Source organism: Halapricum desulfuricans (assembly GCF_017094465.1).
GTDB lineage: Archaea > Halobacteriota > Halobacteria > Halobacteriales > Haloarculaceae > Halapricum.
On sequence record NZ_CP064791.1, the window covers coordinates 185399 to 205552 of the forward strand.

General features: G+C 58.3%; 16 protein-coding genes and 3 tRNA genes. 9 read left to right on the plus strand and 10 right to left on the minus strand.

Annotation, left to right across the window (positions count from 1 at the left end):
- Positions 1–248: 248 nt before the first annotated feature.
- On the minus strand, positions 249–3245 hold the full coding sequence (locus tag HSEST_RS00905; protein ID WP_229121691.1) for a DEAD/DEAH box helicase family protein: 2997 nt from the start codon (positions 3243–3245) through the stop codon (positions 249–251).
- Between the two features lie 294 nt (positions 3246–3539).
- Here HSEST_RS00905 and HSEST_RS00910 point away from each other — a divergent pair, with 294 nt between their 5' ends.
- From HSEST_RS00910 to HSEST_RS00935, 6 genes are all read left to right on the plus strand, one after another.
- Positions 3540–4952, plus strand: coding sequence for a DEAD/DEAH box helicase family protein (locus tag HSEST_RS00910; protein ID WP_229121692.1), 1413 nt, complete (start codon positions 3540–3542; stop codon positions 4950–4952).
- A 91-nt stretch (positions 4953–5043) separates the two neighbouring features.
- Entirely contained in the window at positions 5044–5202 is a 159-nt protein-coding gene (locus HSEST_RS00915; protein ID WP_229121693.1) for a hypothetical protein, read from the plus strand.
- Entirely contained in the window at positions 5202–7232 is a 2031-nt protein-coding gene (locus HSEST_RS00920; RefSeq protein WP_229121694.1) for an AAA family ATPase, read from the plus strand. Before HSEST_RS00915 ends, HSEST_RS00920 begins: the two co-directional genes overlap by 1 nt.
- A 2-nt stretch (positions 7233–7234) precedes the next feature.
- On the plus strand, positions 7235–7717 hold the full coding sequence (locus HSEST_RS00925; protein WP_229121695.1) for a hypothetical protein: 483 nt from the start codon (positions 7235–7237) through the stop codon (positions 7715–7717).
- Between the two features lie 75 nt (positions 7718–7792).
- Positions 7793–8461: a hypothetical protein gene (locus tag HSEST_RS00930; protein WP_229121696.1), complete on the plus strand. Its 669-nt coding sequence runs from the start codon at positions 7793–7795 to the stop codon at positions 8459–8461.
- Positions 8462–8611: 150 nt separating this feature from the next.
- Complete coding sequence (locus tag HSEST_RS00935) at positions 8612–10297, plus strand: hypothetical protein (protein WP_229121697.1); 1686 nt, start codon at positions 8612–8614, stop codon at positions 10295–10297.
- 327 nt (positions 10298–10624) lie between these two features.
- Here HSEST_RS00935 and HSEST_RS00940 read toward each other — a convergent pair.
- Together HSEST_RS00940 and HSEST_RS00945 are read right to left on the minus strand one after the other, a co-directional pair.
- Positions 10625–10699: transfer RNA gene (locus HSEST_RS00940), tRNA-Ile, on the minus strand.
- Positions 10700–11014: 315 nt separating this feature from the next.
- Positions 11015–11087 (minus strand) — tRNA-Asn (locus tag HSEST_RS00945).
- A 98-nt stretch (positions 11088–11185) separates the two neighbouring features.
- On the opposite strand from HSEST_RS00945, the gene cca reads away from it, so the two are divergent.
- Positions 11186–12586: a CCA tRNA nucleotidyltransferase gene (gene cca, locus HSEST_RS00950; RefSeq protein ID WP_229121698.1), complete on the plus strand. Its 1401-nt coding sequence runs from the start codon at positions 11186–11188 to the stop codon at positions 12584–12586.
- 11 nt (positions 12587–12597) lie between these two features.
- On the opposite strand, the gene HSEST_RS00955 is transcribed toward cca, so the two are convergent.
- From HSEST_RS00955 to HSEST_RS00975, 5 genes are all read right to left on the minus strand, one after another.
- On the minus strand, positions 12598–13623 hold the full coding sequence (locus tag HSEST_RS00955) for a histone deacetylase family protein (RefSeq protein WP_229121699.1): 1026 nt from the start codon (positions 13621–13623) through the stop codon (positions 12598–12600).
- On the minus strand, positions 13620–14057 hold the full coding sequence (locus tag HSEST_RS14570) for a histone family protein (protein WP_229121700.1): 438 nt from the start codon (positions 14055–14057) through the stop codon (positions 13620–13622). The genes HSEST_RS00955 and HSEST_RS14570 overlap by 4 nt, the downstream gene beginning before the upstream one ends.
- 127 nt (positions 14058–14184) lie before the next feature.
- Entirely contained in the window at positions 14185–14685 is a 501-nt protein-coding gene (locus tag HSEST_RS00965; RefSeq protein WP_229121701.1) for a hypothetical protein, read from the minus strand.
- Positions 14686–14689: 4 nt separating this feature from the next.
- Positions 14690–16117: a single-stranded DNA binding protein gene (locus HSEST_RS00970; protein WP_229121702.1), complete on the minus strand. Its 1428-nt coding sequence runs from the start codon at positions 16115–16117 to the stop codon at positions 14690–14692.
- 73 nt (positions 16118–16190) lie between these two features.
- A complete protein-coding gene (locus tag HSEST_RS00975) occupies positions 16191–16649 on the minus strand; it encodes a hypothetical protein (protein ID WP_229121703.1) in 459 nt (152 codons plus the stop codon).
- A 136-nt stretch (positions 16650–16785) separates the two neighbouring features.
- On the opposite strand from HSEST_RS00975, the gene HSEST_RS00980 reads away from it, so the two are divergent.
- Both HSEST_RS00980 and HSEST_RS00985 read left to right on the plus strand, forming a co-directional pair.
- Positions 16786–16858: transfer RNA gene (locus HSEST_RS00980), tRNA-Arg, on the plus strand.
- Between the two features lie 194 nt (positions 16859–17052).
- Positions 17053–17694: a DUF309 domain-containing protein gene (locus HSEST_RS00985; protein WP_229121704.1), complete on the plus strand. Its 642-nt coding sequence runs from the start codon at positions 17053–17055 to the stop codon at positions 17692–17694.
- Here HSEST_RS00985 and HSEST_RS00990 read toward each other — a convergent pair.
- Positions 17691–18434: an MBL fold metallo-hydrolase gene (locus HSEST_RS00990; protein WP_229121705.1), complete on the minus strand. Its 744-nt coding sequence runs from the start codon at positions 18432–18434 to the stop codon at positions 17691–17693. The two genes, HSEST_RS00985 and HSEST_RS00990, sit on opposite strands and share 4 nt — an antisense overlap.
- A 56-nt stretch (positions 18435–18490) precedes the next feature.
- Complete coding sequence (gene ligA / locus HSEST_RS00995) at positions 18491–20140, minus strand: ATP-dependent DNA ligase LigA (RefSeq protein WP_229121706.1); 1650 nt, start codon at positions 20138–20140, stop codon at positions 18491–18493.
- Positions 20141–20154: the final 14 nt, after the last annotated feature.

Sequence of the window (20154 nt, forward strand, 5' to 3'; positions counted from 1 at the left end):
ATCTTGCTCTGGTCAGCCCTATCAATCTTGCTCTCATTATCGTCGTCTAACGGAATGGGGTCACAGACCAGTTCTATGATATGGTCGTTCTTTCTCAATCTCAAGATAGTCGCCCCTTCACCCGACAAACCGATGAAAACACCGGGGAGTCGGTACGATAATCCATTCGAAGAGTCAACTTCAGCTCCGTCTTGGGACGCATCAGAATGTTTGTCACCGGATAATAGGGTGTATCTTCGCTTCGGCGGTCATTCTGAACTCGACTCAGCTTGTTCATTGATCCGTGAAATCGCGCCTCTGGCTAATTTCTGTAACTCAGACTCGTTTATCACTTTGAGCCTCTCACTGTCCTCAGAGAGAGTCGTCTGATCCGCTGGTTGAGACTGCACGGTGACGACGATACATTTAGCGACCTGATCTTTTTCTTGCGAAGAGCTGAGTAGTTCGAGATCTACGTCATCAATTTCGTTCTGGTAGAAAACTTTGACTGGATGAACCAGGCCGGATTTTGTTGCCAGCATATCGAAATAGCTGGTTCCCGAGTCAGTTTGGAGATTTTCGTAGCCGAGCAAGTCGAAAATCTCCCGAACCAATCGTCGCAACACCTCATCCGATTCCCTATTCCGGAGGTACGATCGGAAATCCTTCTCCGAGTCGTGTACTTCTTCTCCGTAGAGTCTTGCTAAGGTCGGATACGTTTCCCTCGTACTTCGAGTCCGCGAGCGCTCTGAGACAGTGTCATCATCGGTTTCGGCTGTAGCATCGACACTATCTTTTCGTGACGAGCTCTTTGATTCTTGATCGACCGAACTGCGACTGCTGTTTGACGTAGTTTTGTTCTCACTCTCTTCCGGATCACTGTCACCGACATCGGCCTTGATGCGTGCTGCGAAAGATGGGCCAATGTCATCGATCGACGATAGCTCTGATTGAGTTGCGAAGCGTATGTCTTCGATAGTCTCATAGCCTGCTTCTCGAAGCGCAATTGCTCGTGACGAATTGACACCGCTAATCTCAGTGAGTTTCTCAGTATCAGCGTCTGTCCCTGAATTGGCGCTCGTTGGACTATCTAAGCTGTTCTCGCTCTTCGAATGCTCCCAGGCATACTCTTCCCACGAACCTAATATTTTGTCCGAGCCACGATTATCTGAGATTTCATCGTACAGTGCCCGCAAGTGATCGCTCTCGTTATCGTTTATTGTCCACTCGTATTGACCGGCCTCGTCAAGTTGTTCGATAAAGTCCGTACCCGTGTGTAACAGCTCATCGAACAACTTCTGGTCAACGGAGTCTGCTATCGAGAAGCCGGGTAACTTTTCGAATCGCGAGCCGAGTTCGCAGAACGAAGCTGCGTTCTCTATCAGCTTCTTTCCGTCTTCTCGGAATACCGCTGCATCTGGCGTTTTCGGTATTCCTACCACGTTGTAGAACATCGCGTGTTTTGGGTCATCAGAGCTTCGGAGAATCCGTCCGATTCGTTGGACGAGTTCCGGGTTGACACTCCCGGTCGCCATATTGATCGCGACTTCTGCGTTTTGCATATCGACTCCTTCTCCGAGAAGATCGCCGGTACCCAGAAGCACTGCCGATTCTCCCGGCTCATCGAATTGGTCAACTATATCCCGCTGTTCTGTACTCTCCTGCTTGCGTGAGACTACGTATATGTGCTCAGTATTCCCGAGTTTCTCCGTGAGTCGAGTCTCTAACTCTTTGACTTGTGCATTGCTATCTGCCAGGACGACGACCTTCTCAGTCTTTATGTGATCGAGAACGATGTCTACGATCGCATCAAGCGACGGGGAGAGGTTCCAGTACTTCGTGCGCCGAGAGAACAACCGCGTGGTCAGGTTCCGGAACGGCTCGTCTCGTTGCTTGAGCTCGTTCCCTTTGGTAGTATGTGAGAATGTCCTGAAATCCTGGTAGGTCTCCAGCCGGCGGTCTGTTTCGATATCCAATCCCCCTCTCTCTAACCGCCTCCGGATATCTTCGAAGGATTCCTCTGCCCGTTTGGAGGCCTTCTCTAAATCCGAACTATCTCCATCGAACGGCGCGTATCGAACTTCCCAGTCAAACGATGGGATAACCCCGTGCTCTCTGGCCTCAGTGATAGTATATCGCTTCAGCTGCGGACCGATTCCATTTGAGAGGCGATCCTGAATTTTCGAACTCTCGCTTCCGGCGTCATCGACCGACCCAGACATTGCGAGGACGTCGCAATCAAACGCTTCGAGTAGCGTCCCCCATTCACTTCCCGTCGCGTAGTGGTGAGCTTCATCGAGGAGGACAAGATCGTAATCTAACCACTCTTCGTTCACCAGAGATTGTGGTGTCCGGAAGTGAATTCGGCCCCAGGAGAGTTTAATATCGTCACTTCCGCTGGTCCGCTCTTCGGGGATATTCAGGTGGCGATCGAACTCTCTCCGCCACTGTTCCAGGATGAGGTCGTTGTGCGCTACGATAAGTACGTCTTCTCTGCCGCTGTTCGGCTCAAGGTTTGCTTCGATGAGGCCTCGATCAGACGGATGAAGGTCGCCATATTTGAGAGCGATCGCACCCAGCCCGAGGACCGTCTTCCCCGTTGCAGTGGCCATATCGACATACCCTCGGAAATCGTTCTGCTGCCAGGCCTGAAGTGCATCCTGTTGATGCTCCCAGAGCGTCGTCATCATCTGGGGCTCGTCCATCAGAGTGAGGAGCCCTTTACCAGCGTTCTGTTCGATATCCTCGAGTAACTGGTCGATGTTCGCTGCGATCGTTTCGTTTGCGAACATCCGCATCGTGATATCGGAGACGGTTCCGTTATCCTCGGGGAGGATTGACCGCACACTCTCTCCGACTTCTTTCGTCAGGAGTTTCTCGATGACTGCTACGATCGCTTGCTGGACGTTTTCCAGGCCTGCATCCTTGGTAACCTCGTAACCGAGTTCGTTCAACTGGTATGCAAACATTCCGAGCTGCTCATCGCTGATGTGCTCGCCGAGGATATCGGGTAAATCCGTGTATTCGCCAGTTGACTGCTCGAGTCCTCGCCGGTAATAGGATCCCACTTCTCGCCCGAAATTGTCCTTCGCCAGGCTGATATTGCTGATACTGATGTTCGCGCTGATATCCTTGGCCGTTTCGTCTATATAAGGCGCCCATTCGGTTTTCGGGCGCTTCATGAGAAAGTCGTCGTGAAACTCTTCACCTGGTGATTGAAGGTTCCGAGTCCGATCGTCGGCTAGTCTATCGATGTTGTTAGTCATCTTGAATGGGCGAACAGTGTACTATGTTACATAACCACACGACTTAGACCCTTCTGTGAGATTCAAATCGTGATAACGCAACATTTCTCGTTCCATGTGTGTAACATACTCCAATAAAAATGTGAATTGCCGCAGCAGGTCAATACCTCCAATGACTACTCTTCCGAACAAAGTAGTGACCGAGCGACCGTCGAACTCGTTTCTATCTGAAATTCACACACCCGTGATACCCGATAAGTCTCGACAAGAGCTACCGTACCTGCTTATTTGTGTTCAAATAATAGAGGTGACCACGTGACTGATTTCGAAATGCCAGATTGGATCGAAGCCCGTCCATATCAGCAAGAGGCGATCCAGCACTGGCTGGATGCGTCGGGTAACGGAATCTTACATATGGCGACGGGGACCGGCAAGACGATTACGTCGCTGATGGCTGCCACTCACGTTGCGTCTTCGCTGGACGGTGGATTCGTTCTCGTCGTCGCAGTACCGTATCAGCATCTCGTCGATCAGTGGGCGGATGATTTGTCCGAATTTGGGGCCAAGCCGATTCTCGCCTACGAGTCACGTCGGAACTGGCAGCCCCAACTGGAGCGCCAACTCTTGGAACTCAACCGAGGTCACCGGGAGACGTGTGTCGTCGTCACGACTCACCGCACCTTGTCCGGGGAGTCAGCGAGACGAACGCTTCGTCGCTCACGAGGCCAGATGATGCTGATCGCTGACGAAGTCCACCACTTAGGGTCTCCACAGCAACAGAAGGCGCTCATGGACGAGTTCGGCCTTCGTCTCGGTCTTTCTGCGACACCAGAACGCTGGTACGACGAAGAAGGAACAGAGGAACTCAACACCTATTTCGGAGGGCAAGTGTTCGATTACGGACTCCAGAAGGCGATCGAAGCCGGCGCTTTGTGCGAATATTACTACATCCCACATATCGTCGAACTCCAGGACGACGAGATGGAGGAGTACTTCCGTCTTACCGGAAAGATCGGTCGGCTCATGGCGAAGGAGGGTGGTGACCCAGACATTGCATTAGAAGGCAACGATGCATTACAGGCGGCCTTGTTCAAGCGGGCTCGACTCGTGGGCACAGCACGAGAGAAACTGGAACTGTTGGTTGACCTCCTCGAACAGGAGTCGGAACTGTCTCACACGCTCGTCTATTGCAGCGACGGATCGACTGGCGTCGATACAAAGCGGGAGCGCCACGTGGATGCTGTCACGGCTCGTCTTCGTTCTTCTTTCGACGTTCGAATCGAGCGGTTCACTGCCAGAGAAAATCAAGCCGAACGTGAAGAGCTACTGAATAGCTTTAAATCTGGAAAGATAGATATCCTGACTTCAATTCGGTGCTTGGACGAAGGAGTGGACGTCCCTGCGACGAAGCGGGCTCATATTCTCGCTAGTACGTCGAACCCACGCCAATACGTACAGCGCCGTGGTCGTATCCTCCGAAAGCACAAAGACAAGAAATACGCCGTTATTCACGACTATATTACCGTCCCTGACACCGAGATCCATCCGCAATCACTATCAGACGACCAATATCGTGCAGAGCGAACACTTATTCGGAAAGAACTGGAGCGGGTCTCTACATTCGCAGAAGCGGCCCGGAATCATCCTGACGCGGATGTAGATGGTGTTCCGACTACAGAGCGGTCACTACAGGAGATTAAACGTCGGTACGATCTCCTCACCGTCTGATCTGAAATCCTTACTCGGCTGTTCCATTCGAGAGCCGCTGTCACGTTGCGCCAAATCAACATATAAATAGATGCGGAAACCAGTACGAGTGATGACTGGTGTTTCGGACGAAGAGGTTTCCATTACGCGGGACAAGCTCGTCAAGGTCAGAGAACGCGTCCTTGAAGCCGAAAAGGAAAAACTGCATCTCGACCTTGCTCGGGGTATCAACGACGAAATTGAGCAGATAATCCGAGAAGAAATCAACTGATGCAACTCGATAGACTCGAGCTTGAGAACTTCCGGCAGTTCAGAGACGAGACGATCGCGTTTGCAACTGGAAGTGATCGGAACGTGACCGTCGTCCACGGGGCGAACGGGTCTGGAAAGACGACGCTTTTGAACGCATTTACGTGGTTGTTCTACGGAAACGTCGATTTCGACACGCGCCCTGACCGACTCGCCAGCGAAGGTGCGATGGCCAACGCTCAACCAGGCGACCGGATCACTGTGTCCGTTCAGCTGCAATTTGAACACGAGGGAGAAGCCTATATCGCTCAGCGCGAGGCCATCTACGAGAAGCGATCTGCGACTGACTTCGACGGTGAGATGATCGACAGTGAGGTGACTGTAAAGTACCGGAACAACGGGAGCTGGAAGCCCAGAAACAACCCCGAAAACACCCTTGATCAGATCATCCCTGAACGGCTGAGTGGGTTGTTTTTCTTCGACGGGGAGGATATCGACGAGCTAGCGGGTATCGACAACCAGGATCGGATTCAAGAGGCAATCCAGAACATCATGGGCCTCACCATCTTGGAGCGCGCAAATCGACATCTCGATACCGTCGCCGGGCGGTTTGAGGACGAAGTTGATGAATATGCCAGCGATGAACTCTCTGAACTCATCTCGGAAAAGCGGACTATCGAAGACGACATTGAGGAGTTCAAGCGGGACCGAGATGACACTCAGCGGCGGAAAGAGCGAATTGAGTCGGAGATTGAAGATCTCGAACAGAAACTCGAGCGGCTTGATGAGAGCGCAGCGTTGCAAGAGCGTCGAGAAGAATATCGTGAAGATCTCGCTGAAGTCGAAGACCGAATCGACTCGCTTGATGAAGATATAAAAACACAGATCAGCCAAAATGGCTTCGTCCCCTTGGCGATGCCCCTTCTCAAAGAAACAGCAACCGAGCTGGATCAGATGCGCGAAGAAGGAGTTATCCCATCTGAACTCAGTAATTCGTTCGTTGACTCGCTGCTCGACGCGGGGCAGTGTATCTGTGGGCGCCCGTTGGAGCCTGGAACCGACCACTACGACAAGGTCGCTTCGATGCGAGGTGATGCCGTTGCAGATGGCGTTGAGCAATCTGCAATCCGGATTATCGGGCACCTCAACGAGGTTTCTGACAAGGAGTCCGAATTCTTTGACTCGATTGACGAGATCATCGAACAACGAAAGGATCTTTACGACCGTCGAGACGAGCTGGAAGAACTCATAGACGAAGTCAGTTCGGAACTCCAGGGGATGAATCAGACTACCGAGTCTGGTCAGTCTATCGGCGAACTGGAAGCGAAGCGTGAACAAAAGGAGACAGAGCGTGAAGAGGCGATTAGCGAAATCGCCCGTATTGAAGAGCGGATTGAGCGCAAACAAGAGGAACTCGAATCACTCGAAGAACAAATAGATGAACAGCAGGACGAGCGGGAAGAGGCTCTCCTGGCTAAACGACGGCAGAAAGCCGCTGAACTGGTTCAAGACGAATTAGAAGGATCCTTCGAGGATCTCAAGGATCAAGTCCGGCAGTGGTCGAACAAAATGATCAAGCAGACGTTCGACGACATCGCGAGCAAAGATTTGACCGCTGAAATCACAGACGACTTCGAACTCAAAATCTGGCAGGACGTTGGTGACGAACGCGTCGAAGTAGACAAGTCAACTGGTGAGCGCCAGATTGCGAGTCTGGCATTCATCGGTAGCTTGGTCAATATCGCTCGTGAGAGATACGAGTCCGACTCTGATTCAGAGTACTTCACTGGCGGTATTTATCCGCTGGTAATGGACTCACCGTTCGGCGCCTTGGACAAGGATCATCGCCGGCAAGTGAGCAAGGTCATCCCCTCTCTCGCGAATCAGGTAGTCGTCTTTGCAACTGACTCCCAGTGGGAGGGCCCAGTCGAAGAAGAGATGCGCGACATCATTGGAGAACAGTATTGGCTTGACTTTGATTCTGGTGAAGGCGAAGGTGAATACCCACAGACTCGAATCGCGGCTGAACAGGCAAGCATACGAGGTGACTGATTATGGGACAGCCGATTATCCGTTACTGCAAGACTGAACTCTACGATCGCCTCGTTGACGAGCACGAGATCTTCGAGAACTACTACGACTTGCTCGTCTTCTTGGCCGTCGTAGGCTACCACGAGAACAAAATCAAGCGGAACAACTTCAAGGGGAGCTCGTCTGACGGTACGAAAGGCGAAGCAGGTCTTCGAAACGTCCACTCGAAGGAACTCTATCGGACTGTAATGGCGTGTCTCGCTTTTCACCACACCAGCGACCCCGAGGCGCTCGTTGATGCTGATACGCAAATGGAGACGCTTGCTAAGTATTCGGCCGGCGGTCTCGAAGTCATTGAACAGGAAATCAGTGACGTGGCTGGCGACCCTACGGACGCTATCCTGAACTATATCGAACGGAATCAGGGTGAGGATTCCGGGATCAGTGGTGAACTCGGGAAGATTGTCGAGAGCTTCGATGATCAGATGATGGGCTTTGAAGAATAGTCCTTCATTTTTCGGCGATCACATCCCGGGAACAACGATACACATTTAAACAATTTCGTCTCCCTCGTATAATCGATGGCAAGTGACCGCCCACCAGTACACGATGCTCTCACTGTCCTCGATAACAAGAACTTCTACCGAAACGAGGAGTGGTGGAAATCTGTCGTCCGATATCAGTACGAGGGTTCCGACCAATCAGAACTCGCAATCTATCTCTGGCACAAGGATGACGGTGAATGGACGCGGAAGAATAAGTACGTCATCAAGACACCGGACGCGTGGGCCACAGACAAAGCGATTGTCAACGCGATATTCTCGGAGTCACTGGCTGAGAGTGACGAAGAATTCCCCGTGAGTGACTACTATTCGGTGGGTACTGGCGAAACAGTATTCAAATCGGATGGGTGGTGGAAAGCGATCGTCTTGATCGACCAGAAGGGGTCATACGAAACGCAGGAGGTCATGGTCTATCTCTGGCAGGAAACTGATGACGGCTGGCGTCGCCGGCAAAAATATACGATCAAAGACGAAGACTCGTGGAAAGAAGAGGCGGGAGTCGTTGAATCGATGTTAGATATGGAAGCATCGTCTACCGATCGTGGTTCGGCATCGAAGGAGACTACCCAAGGAGCCAGCGGGTCGCAATCGAAGAGTCCTGGTACTACTACCTCTCTGCCAAAAGCGGATGAGTTCGAACAGCTTAGCCGGGAGATTGAAGATCATCTGAGCGTTCAGGGTAAGTAATCTGTATATATTCTACCCAATATTTGATGAATTAACTCTGGTGTCTTCTGTATCTTAGTTAACCTTTGATATACATTGAACGACCAACCAGTAGTAGAAGCCCAGCTGTGTCACGAAACGGTATTCCTGTTGTTGATGCTGTGATCCGATATGAATGAGGATAAAGCTGAAATCGACTTGATAGAGCCTCCTACCGTCGTTTCTGAAGTTGATAAGGATAAATTCCTGTTCTATCTCGCTGGTCAAGTACCAGTCGCAGTGAGTCAGTTTGCAGAGGACTGCACAGAAAGCGAGCCAGAAGTCAAAAACACTCTCAGCTCTCGCTTCCAGAACGAGATCAAGCTTGACCACACTGGTTTTCTCACGTTGACCGATGCAGCGAGGAGCAACATTCTGTCGTTCGCTAACCCACTCATCTCAGATGCTGTTGCTGCACAGAAGCGCGGGAAATCGATCGTAGAAGACGGGGACTACAAAGATGCGATAGAACACTACCGACATGCTGAATCACTATTTTCGGAAGCAGAAAGCCGTCTGGGAGCGGTTGGTGATGTTCCGGAGAAGTTGACTCGTCGCCTTGAGAGCGTCCGCGATACGCATGATAGTATCCAGAAGAAGGCAGTGAATGATGTTCTCACTCATCGGAAGTTCGTTGGTGAGCAACACGAAGAGAAAGGCGATGATGCGATGCACAACAATGAGTTTGCCGAAGCTGTGGATGAGTTCGAAGATGCCGTGGACGCCTTCAAGGAGGCGAAAGCAGCGGTTGAAAAATATCATTCGCAACTTCTCAGCCCTGATAGTTCGGGTCTTGATCAATCACCAATTGAGAGCCGGATCGACGGATTAAGGCGAAAACTCGAAGCGGCGAAAGACAGAGTTGAGATCGACCTGGATCCAGATACATCGTCGTCGCAGAAAGAGGACAAGGCACAATCAGAGAATACCGAATCGCAGTCGGGTACTGAAGAAGAGAGTACCGAACTTTCTAATGCCGAAGCCGTGGCTGATAACGATTCTGCGGTCCCTTCTGCCGACAATCAGTCCCGGGCTGAATTGATCTCAGAGTTGCAGGAGCTTGATCAAGAGTGGTCCAAGATAGACCGGAAATTGTTATACTCAATAAGTGATTATCACCCAGACGACTTCGAAGAAGAGTTCGGGAGTGTAGATGCAGCACTCATCGAAGCTGGAGTGATAGACGAGCCTGGTGAAGACAAAGAAAGCGATAATCACTCTGAAAGCACTTCGGCGGAGACAGACGATGAGTTCGAACAGGCTCTCGTTGATGCGGGAGTGATAGACGAGCCTGGTGAAGGTAAAGAGACCGAAACGACTTCACAGGAGTCGAATTCTACGGGTGATAGTCCCGATCCGGACGATTTCGCGGCAATTTCCGATATGCAGCCAAACAAGCGGTTCAGTGGGGAACTCGCAATTAAATTGGAAAGCGAATCGTATGCCGGCGCGAAGAAAGACGCAGCGTTTGAGGTAACCGACGCGTCCGGAGAAACTGTCCGGCTCGATTTCTGGTCGAAACACGGGCTGGACATTCCGGAGTCAACCGGAACGTGGTACGTGATGAAGGAGCTTCGATTGCAGCAATGGGAAAAAGACGGGGAAACGAATCGAAATCTCTCGAGCAGTCGTGATACGCAGTGGCGGCAGATTGGCAATGACGACTCAACGGGCTCCCGGAATAGCGAGGATGATCAAGCAAAAGCAACTGGGACGGCTTCACAGTCAGAATCAGCAACAGAAACTCAAGAAGCCTCTGATGAATCTGGTGGGATGCTTGGTTCGATCGTCTCCGAATTTGACGACGACCTCGTATAGCAGCCTACGTAGTGGTTCACGATATCTTAGATCTTGAGGCGCGCGCCAGATTCACTAGCTTCGAGAAGGGCCAACGATCGCCTGAAAATATAGCTTCCACTCACCTTGCTACACTCGTCATCTGTATTCAGCGTCCGTTTGTATGCTTCCTCGACATTTTCAACAGACCCGGCCATCACAGAAGGCACGACGACAGCGGCCCGCATCCATAGTATGGATGAACTCCAGAACCAACGAGTAATTCTGAACGCCCTCGAAATCAGAAAACAGCAGGTACAGACGCTGCGTGGCGCGAAACCGTTGGCTCATAATCGTGCATACTGTGGATGGGCCCTGCCGGATTTGAACCAGCGCTCAATCGGTTATGAGCCGATCGCTTTAACCGGACTAAGCTAAGGGCCCTCGCTCGCGTTTTCTCGATGGGGCGACTAAACTGTACCGTCTTCTGCCGTTGGCCCTTGGGAGTTCTGAACGAACACGCCGTCCCGAGATCTGTTCGCTGTGAGTTTGACCGAACGAGAAGCCCCGTCCCGAGAACTGCGAGCAGTTCTCGTGGGCCGAAAAATCGCTCCGCGATTTGACGCCGCCGCCAGGACTCGAACCGATGCAAGACGGTCCGGGTCGCTCGCTTACGCTCGCTTCCCGGACTGCGACTTCCGTGTCCGAGTCCTGCGAATCTCGTCCGCATCGCTCACCGTCTTGTTCGCGATAGAAGGACGCCGCCGCCAGGACTCGAACCTGGGACAACCACGTTAACAGCGTGGTGCTCTACCATCTGAGCTACGGCGGCCCGTTGTTACACTCTCAGGTAGTTGGAGTTATTTGATAGGGCTTTCGCTTCGCCAGTGCATCGACACGCTTTCACGTACTTGCCGGCATCCTTCTGCTATGAGCGACGAGTTCGACGCCGTCGTCTCGACGGTTCGCGAGCGGGTCGAGCCCGACCGCGAGGAACGCCGGCGACTCCGGGATGCCGTCGCGGAGCTGACCGACCGCATCGAAGCCGCAATCGAGGAACTGCCTGTCGAAGCGGACGTGATCCAGGTCGGCTCGACAGCCCGCGGGACCTGGATCGCCGGCGATCGCGACGTGGACCTGTTCGTGCGCTTCCCGCCGGATCTCCCTCGTGAACAGCTCGAGGAGTACGGACTCCAGGTTGGACACGAAGTCCTGCCCGGCGGTCGTGAGGAATACGCCGAACACCCGTACGTCGTCGGCGAGTTTGCGGGATTCGACGTCGATCTCGTCCCCTGCTACGACGTGTCCGGCGCGACCGCGATCCAGTCGGCGGTCGATCGCACGCCGTTTCACACCGAGTACCTGACCGAACGACTCGACGCCGATCTCGCCAGCGAGGTCCGGGTCTGCAAGCAGTTTCTCACTGGTATCGGCGTCTACGGTAGCGACCTGCGAACACGCGGGTTCTCGGGCTATCTGACCGAGCTGTTGATCCTCGAATACGGCGGTTTCCGGTCGTTCGTCGAGACTGCTGCGAACTGGCTCCCCCCTGTCGAGTTCGATCCCGAAGGTCACCGCGAGCGCGAGACGGCGTCGCCGTCCCGGGAGAGAGGCGGCGCTTCTGACCGCCCGTTCGACGATCCACTGGTGGTGATCGACCCAACCGATCCCGAGCGTAACGTGGCCGCGGTCTGCAGCGAAGAGAGTGTCGCCCGCCTCCAGCATTACGCCCGCGAACTGGTCGCCGACCCCCGAGTCGAGCTCTTTGAGCAGTCCGAGCCGGAACCTGTCGATCCCGACACCGTTCTCGACGCGTTCGAGCGGCGAGGGACCACGCCCGCGACAGTCGGCTTCGAAACCCCGGATCTCGTCGAGGACGACCTCTATCCGCAACTGGAGAAGACCAGGGGCGGTATCGTCGGGCTGCTCGAACGCCACGGGTTCGACATCCTCCGATCGACGACTATCGCTGACGAGGATCGAGCGGTCGTTCTCGCGGAGCTTGCGGTCGCCGAACGGCCGGCCATCCAGCGCCACGAGGGGCCACCGGTCCACGTCCGCGAACACGCCGAGAGCTTCTTCGAGCGATACGACGGGACGGCGGCTGCCGGACCGTTCCTCGATGGGGATCGCTACGTCGTCGAGCGCGAGCGCCAGTTCCGGACCGCCGCGGCGTTGCTCGAAAGCGACGAGCTCTTCGACGTGGGTCTCGGCACGACGATCGAGCGCCAGCTCCGGGAGTCGTATACCGTCCGCGTCGGCTCGGATGTCGCGGTGCTGGCCGAACGATTCGGCACCGAGCTGGCGCAGTATCTTGATCCGGCACCCTGACCACCCTCGAATCAGTCGTCGTCAGAATCGATCGACGGGAATCCCTGCTCTTTGAGGTTCGCGATGACCGAGCGCCCGTTGTCGTTGACCGACCACTCACGTGTGGGTGGTTCGTGACCGTCGAACACCTCGTGGACCATCTTGACGCCGTCCGAGAGTGTCTCCAGTCCGTAGCCCCCTTCGAGGACGAACCCCAGGCCTGCATCGATCTGCTCGGTCAGCTCCCACAGGAAGTCCGTCATCAGCCCGTACCCGTCTGTGGTGACGACCATGCGGGAGATCGGGTCGTGCTCGTGGGCGTCGAACCCGGCACTGACCAACAACAGATCGGGATCGAACGCTTCCAGCGACGGGCCGACTACTTCTTCGAGTGCGGCCATGTACTCGGCGTCGCCACAGCCGGCCGGGAACGGGGCGTTCAGCGTGGTCAACTCGGCGTCGCCCTCGCCGGTCTCGCCGATGCCGCCGGTGCCGGGGTACAGTCCCTCTTCGTGAAACGACACGTAGAACACGTCTTCGCGGTCGTAGAACATGTCTTGCGTGCCGTTACCGTGGTGGACGTCCCAGTCCAGGATCGCCACGCGATCGGCCAGATCCCGATCGATGACGTGCTGGGCGGCGACTGCGGCGTTGTTGATGAAGCAAAACCCCATCGCGTCGTCCTCGACGGCGTGGTGGCCCGGTGGTCGACCGAGCGCGAACGGCACTTCGTTGCCGCTGGTACTGTCGAGCGCCGCTTTCGCGGCCCACTGAGCCAGTCCCGCGCTCGCCATCACGGCGTCCCAGGTCGCCTCGACGGCGACGGTGTCGGCGTCCCAGTTGCCGCCTCCCTCCTCGCAGAACTCGTGTACGTCGCTGACGTAGTCGGCGTCGTGGACGGTCGACACGTCGGACTCGGTGGCCGAGTCGGGCGCGACGTATTCGACGTTGTCACACTCCGATAGCGTCTCTCGGATCGCCCGAAGGCGGTCGGGACTCTCCGGGTGGCGGGCGCCGGTGTCGTGTTCGAGGCAGATCTCGCGGTAGCCAAACCTCATTCAAAGTAGGGCCCGAGTTCGTCGTATAGTTCAATGTCCTCTCCCTTAACAGTACGCCGTCCGGCATGACGTGCCAGCATCGCCGCGGCCGCCGCGACGGTGTCGGCCTCCGCTTCGAGCAGGGACGCCAGTGCGATCCGCGCGTCCATCGACACGCGGTAGTCCTTGATGTCGAGCCGCGCGATCCGGTCGACGGGCGCGATCGGCAACTCCAGAGCGTCCGGGTCGGGGACGGTCTCGACGCCGAAGTCCTCCGGCATCAGGGTCTTTCGGCCGTCCCCCGTCGCGCGCTCGGCCGCCCCGACTGCACGCTCGGCACCCTGTTCCTGTATCCGGCGAGTTAGCGCTTCAGTCGCCTCGGAACTCACGCGCAGGTTCCCGGCGTTGCGACGGATGATCGTATCCACCGGGGCGAACGGTAGCTCGACGCTCATACGCCATGTCGGGGCCGATGCGGGCTTAAGGGTTTCCCGTCCGCGCTCCTCGCAGGTCGCCGACCCCTCTCTGCCGAGCGGTGCCACGCAGCCGTCCTATTGTCAACCCACCACAACGAACGAGTTGTCACGGTGACGTGACGTTGTCGAGAAACCACTCCGCCTGTCCTTCGGAATCGAATCTGTGGACGCGGACGCCGGAAACGGACGCCTCGTCGTACGGGCCGACGATATCGACCGTCGCTCCGATGTTCGTCGTTTCGACGTCGTCGAACGACCGTCGTTCCCAGCTGTCCCGGCCGGCCATCCGACCTTTGACAGTGAATTCGGCCGGATCGCTGTCCCACTCGCCGTAGATCAGTGCGCTGTTGATATCGTTCCATTCGAGGGCCTCGTCGCCTTCGTGACGGCTCCCGGCAACTTCGAAACCGGGCAGGCTGTACCTGTCGTCGTGGACGACCGTCCCGTTACGTTCGATCTGTATCTCCACGTCGGCGCTTCCCGGCCAGCCGTTGTTGGCGCGAACGAACCAGAGCCTGTGTTCTCGCCCCGTGATTCGGTCGATGCATCCCGAACCGCCGATCACTGCCGCCCCACCGACGGCTGTAAGAAACGAACGGCGGTTCATCGGTTTACAACAGTTCTTCAGCCTCGACCCGGTCGGCCCGGCGCTGGCCGCGCACGGTGACCTGCTGGCCGAGTTCGACGCGCTCGTCGGTCTCGACGCTGATCGTCTCCTCGCCGTCGTCGACGATCACCGGGTCGCCCGTCTGGACGACCGTCCCCGTCACTTCTATCTGCTCGCCGCCCGCGCTGTCGCTGTTGTCACCGCTGGCGCCCGCTGGCTCGCTTCCGTCGTCGTCCCCGCGGTCGTCCGCGAACGCGTCGAGGCCAGTCGACGATTCGCTGTTTGCACTCTCGCTGTCTCCGTTTCTCGCCGCTCCCGCACCGGACCCGTCCTCCAGTACGACCACCGTCGACCCCCATCCTGCCGAGGCCTCCAGATCGTCCTGCCAGCCGTCCTGGATCTCGGCGTCGGCGACGAACACCTCGTCGCCCGGCCCCAGGTCGGTGTCGGCTTTCTCGCCCCACAGCGCCACGCGGATGTCCCCGGTGTCGTCCTGGATCCGGACGTTTCGGACCTGCCCCTCGCTGCCGTCGTCCCGATCGAACGTCCGTTTCGGATCGACCGACCGGACGACTCCGCCCAGATCGACCGTCTGCTCGAGTTCGACGCCGTCGATCGGATCCGTCTCGGGACTGAAGTCGATGCTGTCGTCGACCTCCTCGACGGCGCCGCGGTCGCCGACGTGTAATTCGAGGCTCCCGTCGCGCTCGCGGACGTAGCCGTCGACGACCTCGACGGGCGTGCCGGCGTCCAACTGCTCGGCGCGGTCGGCCCGGTCGTCCCACAGCGTCACGCGGATTCGCCCGGACTCGTCGCCAAGCGTGAGGTTCGCGACCCGGCCCTCGCTGCCGTCGTCCCGATCGAACGTGCGGATCGATTCGGTCCCGAGGACGATCCCCTGGACGTTCACGTCTGATTGGCCCATCGACAGCGAGTCGATGTCGGTCCGCCCGTCGAGGTCGACGTCAATCTCGGCGTCGTCGTCCGGTTCGGCCTTCTCGACGCTGACCTCCAGCCCGTTGTAGCCGTCCTTCGGGCGGCCCTTGATCCGCAGGACCTGCCCCGCTTCGAGCGTGCCGTCGTCGATCGAGACGGCCTGTTCGTCCCAGAACGCCAGTCGCACCTGCCCCGTCTCGTCGGCGGCCTCGACGTTGATGACGTGGCCGTCCTCGTCCTCGCCATCGCGTTCGAACGTGCGCAGTTCCCCGATCGAGGTCACCTTCGCGAGGAACTTCACCTCGTCCATGCCGGTCTCGATGTCGGCGATGGCGTTGACCTCGTTCTCGCTGAGTTCGTGGGCGATCAGCATCGCGGCCGTCTCCTCGTCCGCGAGCCCCCCCATCTGTTCGACCTTCTCCTCGACGGCCTCCCGGAACTTTTCCTCGGAGACATCGGCTTCGAGATCCGCGTAGACGTCCTCGATCGCACCCATAGCTAGCCGTGATCACGGCTGGATCGCGTTTAAAGAATGCGGTCGCTACGTCCACCGGCTCCGAGAGTGTGTCTTAGCGATGGACGTCGGCGACGGTTTCCAGGTCGCCCTCGCCGTGCTCGACGACGATACGGTCCGGAAGCGTCCCCTCGAAACCGATGGTCGCCGTGTACTCGACACGTCCGAGACACTGCACACAAACGTCGCCCGTCGGTTTCGTCCCGACGGTTACCGTCACTGTACCCGTCCCGGTGGCGTCGTCCACAGCCGCGAGAGTCGCCTCCTGACAGGGGTTGGCGGCGCCGATCGCCCCGTCGACGGCGATCTCCGTTCTCTCCGTGTCGAAGGAGACGCTCGCCGTTTCGTCGGGCCCGCCACAGCCCGCCTCTGTCGTCGTGATCGATCGGGAGCCGACCGAGGCAGATTCCGTATCTGTCTCCGTCGGACCAGTGGCTCCGCTCGCACCGCCACAGCCGGCCAGGCCGATCGCCGCCGTGACCCCGAAGCTGGCCAGGAGCGTCCGTCTATCCATGGTTCGTGGTTCGTTGGCCACACAAAAACCCGTACCGGAGCGTCAAACGGTCCTTTGACTCTGTCGCTGGCACGCTGTGTCGTGGCGATGGTCGAACCGTAACCCCTTTAGTCGCCACCTGGGTATGAGTAGATGCGTCCGGGTAGGGTAGTGGACTATCCTCTTGGCTTGCGGAGCCAGGGACCGGAGTTCAAATCTCCGTCCGGACGTTTTCTATTCCACAAGACGACGAGCGACAGCGAGACGACCGCGTCGACGAAACTCCGCGAGGCGATCTGAGCAGACGAGAAAGACGCAGCGAAGCGGGTGTTTCTCGACGAGTTTAAATTCTCTTCCAAGCGTCTGCCACAAAACCGCGACCGGTCCACGAAAGCCCCATTGGCGTCGACATCGAACTCGGCGTATGGACGCACACCTCCGGGCGGGCATCGCGATCTACAACGCGGGCTACTATCACGCCGCCCACGACGCCTGGGAAGAGTACTGGATGGGGCTGTCAGAAGGCCCGGACAAGGACTTCCTGCAGGGGCTGATCCAGTTCACTGCGGCGGTCTATCACACGACCAACGACAACTGGCTCGGCGCGCGCAAACTCGCCGATACGTCCCAGGAGTATCTCGACGGCCTGGGCGATCGATATTGCGGCGTGGATCTCTCCACTGTCAGGTATCACCTCCGGGCGCTCGAACGCGACCCCGAACGCGTCGGCTCCGCACCGCCGCCGCAGGTCGAACACGACGGCCGCCCGGTCGGCCTCGACGACCTCGACTTCGAGGCGACCGGCGTCGCCGCGACGGTACTGGCCGAAGACCTCGAGTACGACGAGGGGGTCTTCGAACGCGGCGTCGAGTACGCCCGTCGCGATCTCGAGGACGGCAATCAGACGAGTCCGTTCGTGTCGCTCGTGTTGGATTTCGTCCGGGAGTCACAGGGCACCGGTGAGGGAGACTCGGATGTCGACCACCGGGACATCATCGCTCAGCGGCTCGGCGAACACGTCGATCGCCGCCGGAGTCGCGAGGCCGACGTCGATGGGCTGTTCTAGCTGTCCAGCGTCACCGCTATTTCGTCGTCCACCGCCGCGGCGAACGCCTCGGCGTCGGTCTCCAGCGCTTCGAAGGTATTGTAGTGGATCGGGACGACAAGCTCCGGCTTCAGTTCGTTCGCGAGCGCCGCAGCTTCCGTCCGATCCATCGTGAACGCCCCGCCGATCGGCGGCAGGAAGACGTCCACAGCAAGCGCGGCGTGGCCGTCGAGCACGTCCGTGTCGCCGGGCCAGCAGACCCGCGTTCCGTCGATCGCGAGCAGGTAGCCACAGCCACGCCCCTCCGGGTGGTACGGCGAGCCGTCGGGGCGGGTGTGTGGTCCGTTCGGTTCGTTGTACGCCGGCAGCGTCCAGATCGCGACGCCCGCGACGACGAGGTCGGATTCGTCGTCGACGGCCCGCAGCTCGTAGTCGAGATTGGCCAGTCGCGGAAGATCGCGTCGCGACCCCTGGAGATCCATTCCCTCGAAGGCGACGACCGTCGCGTCCTCGCTTGCGACCCGATCGATCCCGTCCGGATCGTAGTGGTGGGCGTGCGTGACACAGACGACGTCGCCGTCTTCCGGCCGGTAGTCCCGACTCGGCGGGTGGGCCACGCCGGGCGTGTCCGGCTCCCACTCGCCGGTGAGCACGCCGTAGCGGCCCGGATCGAGGTAGACGACCGTGCCGTCGGCCGCTTCGAGCCGCACCGTCGCGTATCCGAGCCACTCGATCGTGAGTCCGTCGTACGTGACTGTCATATTGTCCAGATCAGGCGGAATCGGCAAAAGTCCCGCGCCGGAGCCGCCCCGACACGCTACTGCTCGGCGGCCAGCCGTTCGACTCGTTCGAGGGTGTCTCCGTCCTCGGGTGTCTTGTCCTCGCGGACGCCCAGAAACCGGGGGAACCGCAGTGCGTAGCCTGATTCGTAGGTGCTGGATGTCTGCAACTCCTCGTAGCCGACCTCGAAGACGACCGCCGGGTCGAGATCGACCGCGACGCCGTCCTCGCTGCGGACGTGCGACTCGAGGCGCTCGGTCAGCGACTGGAGTTGCTCGTCGGTGATGCCGGTCGCGACGTTGCCGACCGGCGCGTAGCCGTCCGGCGTGCGCGCCGAGACCTCGAACGTCCCGAGCAGTTCGGCGCGCCGCCCCTCGCCCCACTCCGCACCTGTGACGACCAGATCCAGCGTCTCTACGTCGGGCTTGCGCTTGCGCCAGTGTTTACCGCGCCGACCCGGTGTGTACGCCGACTCGGGATCCTTGAGCATGATCCCCTCGTGGCCCGCCTCCAGCGTCTCGGCCTCGATCTCGGCGATCGCCTCGCCGTCCTCGGCGAGCCACCACTCCGAGACGCCCGTCGAAAGCAGCCGTTCGAGGCGCTCGCGACGCGCTTCGAGCGCGGCGTCCAGCAGGTCTTCCCCGTCCGCGTGCAGACAGTCGAACGCCCGCAGGCGTACTTCCACGTTCTCGCGGGCCTTCGCGACGTCGTGTTTCCGGCGAAAGCGCCGCAATACGTCCTGGAATGGAAGCATCTCGCCGTCCTCGTCGATCGCGACGACTTCCCCGTCGAGGATCGCCGGCGCGTCCAGTTCGCACTCGACGAAGGCGACGACCTCCGGCAGGGCGTCGGTCACCTCCTCCATGTTCCGCGAGAACAGCCGCGCCCGATCGCCGTCGTAATGGACCTGTACCCGCGCGCCGTCGTACTTGACTTCGACCGCGGCTTGCCCCCAGTCTTCGAGTGCGCCGGTGACCGTCCCGGTCTGGGCGAGCATCGCCTGGACCGGTCGCCCGATCTCGAGGTGTAACTCTTCGAGGCCGTCTTCGCCGTCCTCGCGTGCGACCGCCGCGACGAGCCCATAATCGTTGGTGACCTGCAGCGCGCGCTCGACCGCCTCGATCGGTGCGTCGAACGCTCCGGCGATGGCGTCTCTGACCGTCCCGCCCCCGACGCCGATCCGCATCTCCCCGAGGACGAGCCGGGCGAGATACCGCGCTTCCGTCGCGTTCGAACGGTTGAACAGCCCGAAGAGCAGGTCCGTCTTCGTGTCCTGGCTGCCGGCACCTTCGGCCGCGGCCAGCTCACGGAGGTCGCCGTCCACTTCGGCGACGGTCAGCCCGTCGTCGTCACCGCCGGTGAACGCGCCCAGCCCCTGCTGTCCGCCGAGGTCGTAACTGGCGGCGACGGTGCCGATCTCACCGCGGTCGGCGAGCCGGGCTTCCACGTCCGCCGCGGTGACGTTGTGCCCGGCCGCACGGGCGATCGCCTCGTAACATAGCGCGGGTCCGATGTCCAGCGTCCGGGAGTCGTGCGCGGGGAACACCCGTCCCTGTAGAAAACGGACGATACTCGGGAGGTCCGACCCGGCCACTGCGAGCAGGTTGCTGACCCGCTCGGTTATTTCGGTGTCGGCGCTCGCGGCCTCGATCTCGTGTGCCCGATCGGCGAACGCGGCGAAGTCCATCGCCCAACGGTTGC

Bases quoted from the DNA above. Each gene is read 5' to 3' on its own strand.
- HSEST_RS00905 (WP_229121691.1), bottom strand. From the start codon at position 3,245: ATGACTAACAACATCGATAGACTAGCCGACGATCGGACTCGGAACCTT.
- HSEST_RS00915 (WP_229121693.1), top strand. From the start codon at position 5,044: ATGACTGGTGTTTCGGACGAAGAGGTTTCCATTACGCGGGACAAGCTC.
- HSEST_RS00920 (WP_229121694.1), top strand. From the start codon at position 5,202: ATGCAACTCGATAGACTCGAGCTTGAGAACTTCCGGCAGTTCAGAGAC.
- HSEST_RS00925 (WP_229121695.1), top strand. From the start codon at position 7,235: ATGGGACAGCCGATTATCCGTTACTGCAAGACTGAACTCTACGATCGC.
- HSEST_RS00930 (WP_229121696.1), top strand. From the start codon at position 7,793: ATGGCAAGTGACCGCCCACCAGTACACGATGCTCTCACTGTCCTCGAT.
- HSEST_RS00935 (WP_229121697.1), top strand. From the start codon at position 8,612: ATGAATGAGGATAAAGCTGAAATCGACTTGATAGAGCCTCCTACCGTC.
- cca (WP_229121698.1), top strand. From the start codon at position 11,186: ATGAGCGACGAGTTCGACGCCGTCGTCTCGACGGTTCGCGAGCGGGTC.
- HSEST_RS00955 (WP_229121699.1), bottom strand. From the start codon at position 13,623: ATGAGGTTTGGCTACCGCGAGATCTGCCTCGAACACGACACCGGCGCC.
- HSEST_RS14570 (WP_229121700.1), bottom strand. From the start codon at position 14,057: ATGAGCGTCGAGCTACCGTTCGCCCCGGTGGATACGATCATCCGTCGC.
- HSEST_RS00965 (WP_229121701.1), bottom strand. From the start codon at position 14,685: ATGAACCGCCGTTCGTTTCTTACAGCCGTCGGTGGGGCGGCAGTGATC.
- HSEST_RS00970 (WP_229121702.1), bottom strand. From the start codon at position 16,117: ATGGGTGCGATCGAGGACGTCTACGCGGATCTCGAAGCCGATGTCTCC.
- HSEST_RS00975 (WP_229121703.1), bottom strand. From the start codon at position 16,649: ATGGATAGACGGACGCTCCTGGCCAGCTTCGGGGTCACGGCGGCGATC.
- HSEST_RS00985 (WP_229121704.1), top strand. From the start codon at position 17,053: ATGGACGCACACCTCCGGGCGGGCATCGCGATCTACAACGCGGGCTAC.
- HSEST_RS00990 (WP_229121705.1), bottom strand. From the start codon at position 18,434: ATGACAGTCACGTACGACGGACTCACGATCGAGTGGCTCGGATACGCG.
- ligA (WP_229121706.1), bottom strand. From the start codon at position 20,140: ATGGACTTCGCCGCGTTCGCCGATCGGGCACACGAGATCGAGGCCGCG.